The sequence below is a fragment of the Guptibacillus hwajinpoensis genome, assembly GCF_020524165.1.
Lineage (GTDB): Bacteria > Bacillota > Bacilli > Bacillales > Guptibacillaceae > Guptibacillus > Guptibacillus hwajinpoensis_D.
In genome coordinates this window covers 541,803-553,491 of record NZ_JAIVKU010000003.1, presented here as the reverse complement: position 1 = coordinate 553,491, position 11,689 = coordinate 541,803, and the positions used below count along the sequence as shown (strand labels likewise).

12 protein-coding genes are annotated in these 11,689 nt (G+C 40.8%); 2 read left to right on the top strand and 10 right to left on the bottom strand.

Features of this window, described 5'->3' with window-relative positions; genetic code table 11:
• Positions 1 to 10: 10 nt before the first annotated feature.
• From LC090_RS06000 to LC090_RS05975, 6 genes are all read right to left on the bottom strand, one after another.
• Entirely contained in the window at positions 11 to 1,108 is a 1,098-nt protein-coding gene (locus LC090_RS06000) for a nicotinate phosphoribosyltransferase (RefSeq protein ID WP_226656233.1), read from the bottom strand.
• Between the two features lie 144 nt (positions 1,109 to 1,252).
• On the bottom strand, positions 1,253 to 4,033 hold the full coding sequence (locus LC090_RS05995; protein WP_226656231.1) for a DNA translocase FtsK: 2,781 nt from the start codon (positions 4,031 to 4,033) through the stop codon (positions 1,253 to 1,255).
• A 195-nt stretch (positions 4,034 to 4,228) separates the two neighbouring features.
• Positions 4,229 to 4,837 (bottom strand): YtpR family tRNA-binding protein, encoded by a 609-nt coding sequence (ytpR, locus tag LC090_RS05990; protein WP_226656229.1) that lies wholly within the window; start codon positions 4,835 to 4,837, stop codon positions 4,229 to 4,231.
• Between the two features lie 28 nt (positions 4,838 to 4,865).
• Positions 4,866 to 5,663, bottom strand: a complete 798-nt coding sequence (locus LC090_RS05985; RefSeq protein ID WP_226656227.1) for a DUF1444 domain-containing protein — start codon at positions 5,661 to 5,663, stop codon at positions 4,866 to 4,868.
• Between the two features lie 177 nt (positions 5,664 to 5,840).
• The gene (locus LC090_RS05980) at positions 5,841 to 6,155 is read right to left on the bottom strand and encodes a thioredoxin family protein (protein WP_226656225.1); all 315 of its coding nucleotides are present in this window, start codon (positions 6,153 to 6,155) and stop codon (positions 5,841 to 5,843) included.
• A gap of 16 nt (positions 6,156 to 6,171) precedes the next feature.
• Positions 6,172 to 7,185 carry a PTS transporter subunit IIC gene (locus LC090_RS05975; protein WP_226656223.1) on the bottom strand — a complete coding sequence of 338 codons (1,014 nt, stop codon included), beginning with the start codon at positions 7,183 to 7,185 and terminating at the stop codon, positions 6,172 to 6,174.
• A 160-nt stretch (positions 7,186 to 7,345) separates the two neighbouring features.
• On the opposite strand from LC090_RS05975, the gene LC090_RS05970 reads away from it, so the two are divergent.
• On the top strand, positions 7,346 to 7,792 hold the full coding sequence (locus tag LC090_RS05970; protein WP_226656221.1) for a YtoQ family protein: 447 nt from the start codon (positions 7,346 to 7,348) through the stop codon (positions 7,790 to 7,792).
• On the opposite strand, the gene LC090_RS05965 is transcribed toward LC090_RS05970, so the two are convergent.
• A complete protein-coding gene (locus tag LC090_RS05965; protein WP_226656219.1) occupies positions 7,789 to 8,292 on the bottom strand; it encodes a DUF84 family protein in 504 nt (167 codons plus the stop codon). The two genes, LC090_RS05970 and LC090_RS05965, sit on opposite strands and share 4 nt — an antisense overlap.
• A 71-nt stretch (positions 8,293 to 8,363) precedes the next feature.
• On the bottom strand, positions 8,364 to 9,431 hold the full coding sequence (locus LC090_RS05960; protein ID WP_226656217.1) for a M42 family metallopeptidase: 1,068 nt from the start codon (positions 9,429 to 9,431) through the stop codon (positions 8,364 to 8,366).
• Positions 9,432 to 9,594: 163 nt separating this feature from the next.
• Here LC090_RS05960 and LC090_RS05955 point away from each other — a divergent pair, with 163 nt between their 5' ends.
• Positions 9,595 to 9,909, top strand: coding sequence for a PepSY domain-containing protein (locus tag LC090_RS05955; protein WP_226656215.1), 315 nt, complete (start codon positions 9,595 to 9,597; stop codon positions 9,907 to 9,909).
• A 97-nt stretch (positions 9,910 to 10,006) separates the two neighbouring features.
• Here the strand turns inward: LC090_RS05955 and LC090_RS05950 are convergent, their stop codons facing one another.
• On the bottom strand, positions 10,007 to 10,549 hold the full coding sequence (locus tag LC090_RS05950; protein ID WP_226656214.1) for a hypothetical protein: 543 nt from the start codon (positions 10,547 to 10,549) through the stop codon (positions 10,007 to 10,009).
• Between the two features lie 185 nt (positions 10,550 to 10,734).
• Positions 10,735 to 11,577: a pyrroline-5-carboxylate reductase gene (gene proC, locus LC090_RS05945; protein WP_226656213.1), complete on the bottom strand. Its 843-nt coding sequence runs from the start codon at positions 11,575 to 11,577 to the stop codon at positions 10,735 to 10,737.
• Positions 11,578 to 11,689 lie beyond the last annotated feature (112 nt).

The window sequence follows — 11,689 nt, the reverse complement described above, 5'->3', positions numbered from 1 at the left end:
CTTATATTGCTTATTCAACACGTTCTAGACGTGGATTATGTCGATATTTTCTGCCAGCTTTTCCTTCGGGTTCATCATCTAGAATCACATTATCTCCAGTAAACCCAATATCCACTTTAAGCAAACTGCTACCTACGCCATAAATATCAACAGGAACATTCTGTGATTCGAACGTTCTGATTCTTTCTTCAGTAAAGCCTCCACTAACAACAATTTTGACATGATTGAATCCTTCATGATCAAGCGCTTCTCTTAACGCAAATATTAATTCAGCATTAACACCTCTTGGATCAAATGTTCCTAAAACGTCAGGATTTCTCCAGAAATACTGATCGACCATTGTGCGTGATGTATCGACTCGTACGCCTTTTAATGTCTCTCCAAATTCCCTCGCTACTTTTAATGAGTCTGTAATGACATCATTGTTGTAATCGACTAGTGCAATTAATTCATCTTCAGGATATTTCGCATAATAGGCTTTCGATGCTTCAACAACGTCCCCTTTGAACAGTTGAATGAGGGCATGAGGCATTGTTCCCATTCCTCTTTTTCCCCACCACTCATTCATCGCATGCGTAGCCTGAGCAGTCGAACCTCCTATGTGCGAGGCATATCCATCACCGGCTTGTTGCGTATAGTGATCATCTCGATCACCCATGAAAATAACTGGTTTTTGTATGCCAGATGATCGCGCTGCCTTTACTACATGATAAACATTCGTCGCCACGGACGTTCTTCTGCCCAGAATACCATCAATAATCCCTTCTAGAAAACCAAAGTTTTGATAAGGGCCTTTAATTTTTAAGACGGTTTCGAATGGAGAGATCTTATCACCATCTTTAAGTGATTCAATTTCTAAGGAATCAGGATCCTTCGCAAATGTCTTAATCAGGGCTATTGCTTCATCTGAACCACAAAGAACAGCATCATGCTTTTGAAAAAACTGCATCGTAACGATGTTATCTGGTTTGAACTCTTCCACGATCTCGCATGTTTTAAGAAAATAAACAGCAGAAAACCAGCCTTCTCCCACACGCTCATCAAATTTAAACGTCCGGTTCGTAAGTCTTTTTATTTTTCCTTGCATTTTAAGTTCAATTTCTTTCATAATGGGCTCCTTCAAGTAGTTTCGTCATTCGAATGTGAGCTCTCTATGTTCAACCATTCACTTATCTGACTATAATTTAACATTAGCTTAACACTATTTATCATATAGAACCAGGCTACATAAAACAAGTAGAAAAGATATGCACTAGACGTGCATATCTTTTAAGAATGCTTCTTCAAAATCAGCTTTACTCATCAAAATACTTCGTGGCTTACTTCCCATCGCTTCAGAAACCAATCCACGCTCTTCCATCATTTCAATCAGTCTTGCTGCGCGATTGAATCCGATTCTAAAACGACGTTGCAGAGCTGATGATGAAGCCTGACCTTGTTCAAGAGCCCACATGCATGCCTCTTCAAACAATTCATCTTCTTGATCATCATACTGCTGTTTCTTCATTAAATCTTCTTTCTTAATTAGGTAGTTAGGCTTCCGCTGTTTTCGTACATAGGAGGTAACACGCTCAATTTCTTCGTCTGATACAAAGTTCCCCTGTAGACGAACAGGTTTGGATGAGCCGTTCTCAAGACAGAGCATATCTCCTTTTCCAAGTAGTTTTTCAGCACCGCTCGTGTCAAGAATGGTTCTTGAATCAATTTGCGAGGATACGGAAAAAGCAATTCGAGTTGGAATGTTCGCTTTTATTAGCCCTGTTATAACATCAACTGACGGTCTTTGGGTTGCGACAAGCAAGTGGATACCACACGCCCTTGCCTTTTGAGCAATCCGACAAATTGCATCTTCGACATCTTGTGGCGACACCATCATTAAATCGGCTAGTTCATCAATGACAATGACAATGTATGGAAGTTTATGTTGCGGCTCGCCGTGGTTTATTGCACGCTCATTATACCGCTTAATATCTCGAACACCGGCAGCAGCAAATTTCTCATAACGCTCTTCCATCTCATCAACTGCCCATTTCAATGCCGTAGTCGCTTCTTTTACATCATTAATAACAGGTGTGACCAGGTGCGGCAGGCCATTATAAGGTGCGAGCTCCACCATTTTTGGATCAATCAGCATCATTTTCACATCGTTCGGGTTTGCTTTTAGTAACAAACTAACCAATATGGAGTTGATACAAACGCTTTTCCCTGAGCCTGTTGCGCCCGCAATGAGACCGTGGGGCATTTTTTGAATGTCTGTTATTTTTGCTTCTCCTGCAATGTCAAAACCAAGTGCAGCATTTAATAATGAACCTTCAGATTGAAAAGCTCCACTCCGGACGATTTCTCTAATGAACACCGGCTTACTTGTAGGATTGGGTACTTCAATTCCAATAGCATTTTTCCCTGGGATCGGCGCTTCCATCCGAATGTCTCGTGCAGCTAGACTAAGTTTAATATCATCACTTAAATTCGTGATTTTATTTACCTTAACACCTGGACTCGGCTGAACTTCAAAACGCGTAACCGTTGGCCCCATTGTTGCACCAACCACTTTCGCCTGTACATTAAAGTTTGCGAGTGTAGACTCCAATAGCTCTCGTTGTTCTTCGAGCCACTGATCATCACTCCCTTCATTCCGTGGGGGAATATCAAGAAGCGATATAGGAGGAAGTTTATAGTCAGCACCTGTTCCAGGCTTTTTTGTTACATGACGACGATCGTTTGCAAGCATCATCACATTATAAGGTACCTGTGGTTTAGGACGACTTTCTTCGCGAGAAGGTCGCTTATGAGACTGATCTTGTACAGGAAGAGTTGGCTTTTCAGCTTCTTGTTTCTGATCTGCAGGATGTTCTACTTCCTGTTTTTGAACTTTCTCTTCACTTTGCATGGTCACGTCATGCTGCTCGACAACATCGTCTAAAGGTTCTAGATCTTCGTCCAAATTTGAACCTTCTAACTCCTCTACATTTTCAGCTGGTTCATCATTCACCTCAGAATGATGAGGCTCATCTGCTTCTTCGAGAATAGAAACGTTTTCTCTAGCTATCATTTCATTTTCAAATGCGCTTACGTTAGACTCTTCCTTCGTCTCTTTATTGATCTCTTCTTCACCATTAAAATACGGACGGTTTTCCCTTGATTCATTATTTTCAAGTAAAGGTAATTCCTCTTGCTCGTAATCTAATTTGTGCATCAATGGAAGATCCAGGTCGTGGACGCTTTCCTCTTCGACATCTCGTTCATCATCACTTTGTACTCCAAACCTATTTCCTTCAATAGCTTCTTGCTTCTCTTCTTTTTCAAATACCGTAGTATCTTCCAATGGCTGAACAGTCTTTTCATCTTTGGATGCTAACGATTCATCCAAAGAGTTGGCTTCTAACGCCATTTTTGAATCTTCTGAGAGAGATGGTTTCTTTGGCTCTTCCGTTAAAGAGTAAGAGGTAGGTTCCTGAATAAGTTTGTCGATCACATCACTTTTATCAAGTGGTGTATAACGCGGGTTAGGATTCGCCTTCTTTGCTGCGTCTTCCATCTTTTCAGCAACTGGTCGTTTGCTAAATCCATAAATGGGAGAAGGTATTTCAGATGGTTTAAAATTAACGCCCGAAAACTTTTTGTTGCTTGAATCCTCTTTATCTGAAAGTCCATCTCTTACGGTTTTCCTTGAAGTACTTTCTTTTTTGGATGGCGTCATTTTTGGAGTCGCTTTCTCTGACTTTGTCCTATTTGAACTCTGTTTTTCTTTTCTCTGATGGTCTAACTCTTTTCTTCCTTCTTTTTTTGTTTGGTTATTTGATTGATCAGGAATTAATGGAAAACGAAAGTTTCCTTCTTTCGGATAGTGATGAACAATTCTTGCTTCATTCTTTCGATTTGCACTTTCCATCCGCCCAATCGAATGTTTACGATCTGCGCGGTCCTTTAAAGATTTAGGTTCTTTTTCCTCTACTTCCCTTCGCTCTGTCTCGTCTTCCTCTTCAAGATCAAATAGTTTACTCCACACTTTCTTAAACCAATTATTATCCAATTACAATCACCTTTTCTAATTAAGCCCTTTTAGAGCGCGCTATTCTTCTATTTTATCGGAAACTTCCCTAACATTGTAAGGCTCTTTCTAAAATCTTTCGTAAAAAAAAGAGGTTCTTCGTCTAAATCAGTAAAAATAAGTTCAATATTCCTTATACCCGATTTTCTCGAAAGAAAAAACCTACTAGAAAATTTTCTAGTAGGCTTTGAATTCAGAACCAACTTCATAATCATCTGGAAGAATAAGAATCCCTTTTTCTTTCGGAGCATCTCGTAAATCAAGCTCTTTAGCAGAACAAATCATTCCCGTTGATTCGATCCCACGCAAGCTCGCATCCTTTATAATCATACCTGATGGCATGACAGCTCCAACCTTCGCCACAACGACCTTCTGACCTTGATCCACATTCGGTGCACCGCAGACAATTTGAAGCTTCTCTTCTCCAATATTCACCTGACAAATATTTAATTTATCAGCATTAGGGTGTTTCTCCATTTCTTCAACATAACCAACAACAAACTTAGGAGAAGCGTCATAAACGAGCTCATCATGATAGCCGCTATCTTTAATGGAACGATTAACTGTTGAAACAAGTTCCTCGCTTTCCTCCACAACACCGTTGCTCGATAGCTCATGAAGAGATGAAAAATGAAATAGATTATAGCCAATTGTCTCATTTGTTTCTTTACTATAGATTCGAGCAACATTTCCGTTGCGTTCTACAGCCTTATCTTCTCTTTCTGTACTGCCTAAAGTTACGATTAAAGTATCTCCAACGCCTTCTTTATTGTAAAACATATTCATCTTTCTGAACTCCTTTTTCAAACAGTCATTATTTTTTTGGTTTGTTTTTTGCCATGATAAAGATTGGCTCTAGCTTTCCATCTTCATACATAAATGGTAGACCCGTTACAGGAACGAGACCACTTGAAAAGAAATGCATCGTTAACTGGGCAAGCGCATCATAGCCACGTTCATTTTCAATATCGGCGAACACAAGGACGTCTTGATGCGGAACGGCTACAGCCAATTCACCCTTTGCCTTTTTAGCCATACGTTCGAGTAAAGAATCATTTAAAATCCGACTTGCATCATAGCCATCATTCGTATTTAGAAAATAGAACGTATTTCCAGCAACGGTATCTGCTTTTACATCGGTAGACAATCCTCTTAAATTGAAGAGTGAAACTTCATGCAAGGCTTCCTTAGTCCAACCTTCTTTCTCGAGCCACTCTTGATCAATTAGTCGATAGGAGTTCCCTAGATCAAGAGCATAATAAATTCGCGTCTCCGCAGTATGCTCCTCATACACAAACGGAACCCCACCTTCCGTCTCAGATGCAAATGAGCCTGAACGAATGACCGGAAAGATCTGATTCTCCTTACCGGTTAGTTCATGCTTTTCATTCATTACCTTTAAGGTTTCTTCAACATGATGGACCACTTCATCAAGGATCTTCTCGCCTCGTTCTTCATACTTTGCAGCGAGTCCTTTAAGTCCAAGACTCATTCCTTTTCCGGTAGAACGGTCTTCTACTCTTAGTTTTTCTTCTTTTTGATTGTATGTAAGCTCACGATCCTCTTGCTGAAGACGTTTTTCGAGCAATTTTTTCATATCTTTTGGTTCCATATTTTCACCACCCTATACGAAGATGTCACCTTATCATACCATGAAACAACGGAATAAAAAAACAAAGCTATGCCAGGCATAGCTTTGTTCAATGATACCTTTACTTTATTCACGCATCATAGTGATGATCTATTACCATTCTCGGCTCAAATCACCAACCCACGTTCTTAACACGAATCAGTTCACGCTTGTAAGAAACTCTTCAATTTCTTCTTTACTTTTTCGCATTTTACTTACAAAACGTCCGGTTTCTTCTCCATCTTTAAATGCAACAAAGCTTGGTATACCAAACACATCCATTTCCTGACACAATTCAATGTGCTCATCACGGTCGACGTAATAAAAATCAACCTCATGATATTCTTCTTCTAGTTCTGGAAGAAATGGTTCAATTACTCGACAATCAGGACACCAATCTGCTGAAAAAAGCAGAACGGATTTTCCTTCTTTAATTGCATTTAAGTAGTCTTCATGTTTTTCAAATTTCTTCATGTTCGTCCTCCTCGTTCTAATCTGTTTGTATCTTCATATCTCCCGGACGAATTAATCCTTTTCGCCTCATTATCTCGGATATTAGCAGACTTATCATTGCTGGTCCAACAAAATGCAACATCAGAATCGCAATCCATATATCTCCTCCCGTCCCCATCTCGTTTAGCGTCATGATTTGTCCAACGAAACCACTAGTACCCATCCCGGCACCCGAAGGATTATTTAATAGTGAAAGCCAGCCACTTCCAATCGGAGCAAGGATCGCTCCTGCAACCGTTGGAGGAACTAGAATCCACGGATTCCGTACAATGTTTGCAACCTGGAGCATAGACGTCCCAATTCCCTGGGCAATGAATCCGCCTACTCCGTTTTCTCGATAGCTACTCACTGCAAATCCTACCATCTGAGCGGCACAACCAATCGTCGCTGCTCCAGCTGCGATGCCTTCTAATCCGAGCATGATGGCGATGGCAGCACTCGAAATAGGTGCGGTAAGGGCGAGTCCCATCAGTACCGCGACAATAACGCCCATTATGATCGGACGCTGTTCTGTTGCCCACATAATCAGTGCACCAAAGTTTGTAAGAAGCGATTGGATTCCCGGTCCAATAAGAGTAGCCGTTCCATAGCCTGCAAAGATCGTCATTAATGGCGTAACAATAATATCGAGCTTAGTTGACTTCGACACAAGTTTACCCACTTCAGCAGCAATTAGGGCAGCCGCATAGCTGCCAGCAGGACCACCAAGTTCAGCCCCCGCTGCCCCAGCTAGAATAGCTGCAAACAAAACGAGTGGAGGTGCACCTAGACCATATGCAACGGCAACGCCAATTGCAGGTCCCATTAAACTCATCGCAAGCTCCCCAATTGGAATGAAGAAGGATAGCGCGGCAATTTGAGATCCTATGGTTTTCATAATTAAACCTATAATTAGTGAAGAAAAAAGTCCCAGCGCCATATAGCTAAGCGCTGTTATGAAGTACACACGTGGAGAAAGCGTAATGCCTTTTTTCTGTAATAACTCCTTCATCTGTTTCTCCCTTCAAACGGATTGTTCTGTTTTAGTATACACATTATTTCTTCTTGCACGAGGTGAAGCGGTCAAACACCTTCTTTAATCTCTTTACTGGGAATAAATGAAAAAACCATGCTACAATAATGGCGTGACCATTTTAAAGGAGGCGTTACGCATGGAATTAACTGTTTACCTTGCTGGGCAAATTCACGATGATTGGCGAAACGAACTGAAAGAAAAGGCCATTAAGATGGAACTACCGATTCAATTTGTTGGGCCTATGGAAAATCATGAGCGATCTGATAATATCGGCGAAGAGATTAAAGGCGAGCAGCCAAATAAGATTTTCAAAGATGAAGCGGCATCTGAAATCAACAATCTTCGAACACACGTCTTACTTCAAAAATCTGACGTAGTCATTTCTCTTTTTGGCGAGAATTACAAACAGTGGAATAGCGCAATGGATGCAGCTACGGCGATCACACTTCAAAAACCACTTATTCTTATTCGCCCTGAATCCCTTCACCATCCACTAAAAGAACTCTCAAATAAAGCGCAAGTTACTGTTGAAAACACAGACCAGGCTTTAAAAGCACTATCTTATATTTTTGAAACAAATTAACGCAGTTGAAATTGATATTGACCAAATAATAAAGAGACTAAATGCTCATACATGTCTGTTCTTGAAACGGTGCCATCAGTGAAAATGCCAATGGCGCCTTCTTTTTTGCTTACATCCGCTCGACTGGCATACTCCGAAATAACTGGACCTAATACTTGTCCTTCCTCCATCTTCTTTTTAATGTTTTCTGGAAGGGGAAACCTCGCCCCTCCAGCAATGATTTCAGCGCCATGTTTATCAACAAGAGCTCCCCAATTACAAACATATAAGATATTCTCTATAACCTGAACTCCACCTTCAAGACCGATCCCAATACTAGCCTCACCTTTATCCAGTGCGGCTCTTGCCCGTTGTTTTGCCCCTAGAAGCGTCTCTTCATCTCCCCATGGCTGATCAGCGACGCCCGAATCAACATCCACTCCTATTACCTCTCCATGAAAGTGAGCTTTTACAGCGTTAATTTTTACGGGATTCTGAGATCCGACTACTATTTGATTCATATAGCATGCCTCCACTAATGTTGTTTGAAAAAAGCCATCATAAGAAAAGGAGCCTTTTCGGCCCCTATTACTTACACGTTACTTCTAATGCTATCTACCGTTGCTTGATCTGTTGATTTCACTAATTTAATGAGCAATTCTTTTGCAGCGGCATAATCATCTACGTGGATCATGGAAGAAGAAGTATGGATGTACCTTGAACAAATCCCTACTACAGCGGAAGGAACGCCATTATTTGAAAGATGAACGCGTCCCGCATCCGTTCCTCCTTGAGATATGAAATACTGATATGGAATTTCATTACTTTCAGCAGTATCAAGGATAAAATCTCTTAATCCTTGATGCGTAACCATTGAGCGATCATAAATACGTAGAAGCGCACCTTTACCAAGCTGACCAAATTCATTCTTATCTCCAGTCATATCGTTCGCAGGGCTTGCATCAAGCGCATAAAAAAGATCTGGATTGATCATATTTGCTGCGGTTTGTGCTCCTCGTAGACCAACTTCTTCTTGAACAGTAGCACCTGAGTAGAGCTCATTTGGCAGCTCTTCATTTTGAAGTTCTTTCAATAGTTCAATCGCTAAACCTACACCGTAACGGTTGTCCCAGGCTTTCGCCATAATTTTCTTTTCATTTGCCATAGGAGTAAAGGGACAGACAGGAACAATTTGCTGTCCTGGTTTAACACCAATACGTTCGGCATCTTCCTTGTTGTCAGCACCAATATCGATAAGCATGTTTTTAATTGCCATTGGTTTATTTCGAGTCGCATCATCAAGCAAATGTGGTGGGATTGATCCAATCACACCGGGAATTGGTCCGTTCTTCGTCATCACCTGGACACGCTGAGCAAGAAGAACTTGACTCCACCATCCACCCAGGGTTTGAAAACGAATCATCCCATTTTCTGTAATGGATGTAACCATAAATCCAACTTCATCCATATGCCCTGCTACCATCACTCGGGGGCCGTCATTCCGCTTCACCCCAAAAACACTTCCAAGATTGTCTTGAATGATTTCATCTGTATACTTACTGATTTCACTTTTCACAAATTTTCTAACATCATGTTCAAAACCCGGTGCACCTTGTAGTTCTGTTAACGTTTTAAAAAGTGACAACGTTTCTTTTTTCATATGTATCCCCTTCCATCGTTCGTCTCTTCCTATTGTATCGAATCTGGTTGCTTGTTGCTAGTGTCGTGGATTTTCGATAGAAACATTTGGTACAAGGGTAAAATTCAGATATACTTAAGAAGGAAAAGAAATTGGCCATTTGAAGAAGGGAGCATCTTGATCAATGAGAACTAAAGATTTGTTAGTTGGAGCCCTAATTGGAGCAGGAGCCGCCGCACTTACAGCATCGACCATCGCTTCAAAAAGAACGTATATTTCACCTGAAAAAGCATTAAAAGCAGTGAAAGGTGCGGTTAAACCCGTTTATACGGTGAAAGGGTCTTGGATTCATATGAAAACGGATTCAGTAGAGAAATTTAATCTTCCTTATACTGTATATGCGGGAGGTCTCACTTGTGAGAAAGAGGGGAAACTTCAGCAACTTGAATTTATGGTAGATGCTGAAACAGGTACATTAGTAGAATTACAAGCTCAGTAGAAAACAGTTCATCTTTTGCAAGAACAAACGAACATTATCTGACTAAATAAACATCCCCGTGCACAAGGCACGGGGATGTTACTTTTATTTTCGTTCGTTAAAAAGTGGTATTGGTGTCATAAACGTTATTTTGCAATTTAAAGCGTAGCGTTGAATATTTATTTTTAGACCACAGATACGCAAGAATTGCCGGGCCAACGAGCATGATCGCACTTAGGAAAAGAATAACGCTCATATGAAGGTGCTCACCTGTAACGTCTGCATGACTATCTTTATATTCCTTCGCTTTTTCAATATCCAATACTTTTGAATCCGGGATGATCGCATTGGCTTCTGTATCATAGAAAAGGACCTGAGTATGATCTTCAAAGAAAATGTTGTCACGAACGGTTGTAAACTCGACAAGCATCATGGAAACTTTACTAAAATCCTTATCTGCTGAGCTATCGACTTCGAGATTTTCCGCTTCTACAACTTTAAGAGAACCTTTGTCATAGTCATAGTGTTCTTCCCCAAGGTAACCAGCTACGCCCTTCTTTACTTCATTACTGACATCCGCTTCAGCATGTGCAGCTGTGCCTGCGAAAGGAAATGCGATTAAAAATACAGCAAGAAGTGCAAAAATTCCTTTTTTCATCATTTTTTCCTCCTCTATCAAACAAATTATCCAATTCTTATCATATCATATTCCTTCTATTATTCTACTAACATTTTGAAGAAAAGAACATCCAATACGAGGAAATAGGGGACAGATCATCCATTCTTGTTACGATACCCCTCCTTAAAGGTTTATTAACAAAAAAAGGAACCGGTAAACACCGGTCCTTACTGAGTTACTGGCTTTTTATCAAATTGAGTACTTATTTCTTTTGAGCGCGTTGCTGCATTTTCAACAGCTGCTGCAAAAGCTTCTCCCCCACCATTATCATACAAAGCTTCAAGACCTGCTTGAGTTGTACCATTAGGAGAAGTCACTTTCTTTCTTAATGCTGAAGGAGAATCTTCTGATTGCTCGGCCATCATACCTGCACCTAGCACAGTTTGAACAGCCATTTTTCGTGCTGTTTCCGTTTCGATTCCACCTTCAATTGCTGCTTTTTCGAGGCTTTCAATAACATAATAGATATAAGCCGGTCCGCTACCCGCAACGCCTGTAAATACGTCCATTTGCTCTTCTTCGATAACAACTGTTTCTCCTATTGAACGTATGAGGGCACGAGCCATTGTAACCTGCTCATCACTTACATGCTTTCCTGCTGCAAGAGCAGAAATTGACTTACCAATCATACTTGATGTGTTCGGCATAACGCGGATGACTGGTTGTTCTCCATCCAATTGCTCCTCAATATAGGAGGATGGGACGCCAGCTAGAACAGATAGGAGAAGTTGATCATTCGTGATAAAGTTCTCAATCCCCTCTAGTGCACGTTCAACATCTTTAGGTTTCATTGCAAGGATAACAACATCAGCCTCACGAACGGCGAATTCTATACTTTGCGTCGCCAATACGCCGTGGTTCTCCATAAGGTCTTGACGACGTTGTTCATTACTTCTGTTTGTCATTATAATACGTTCAGGTTCAATAGTACCTGACTCAATCATTCCTGCAGCCATTGCCTCTGCCATTGAACCCGCTCCGATAAACGTTACGGTTTTATTTTCTAGCATGATTGCCTCCTTTGGTTTTCCGAAAAATCATCTACGGTCATTTATACTAACACTGCATCCTTTCCCCTTCAACCTTTAAACCACAAGAAATGAGCATAAGCGCAAGATACCC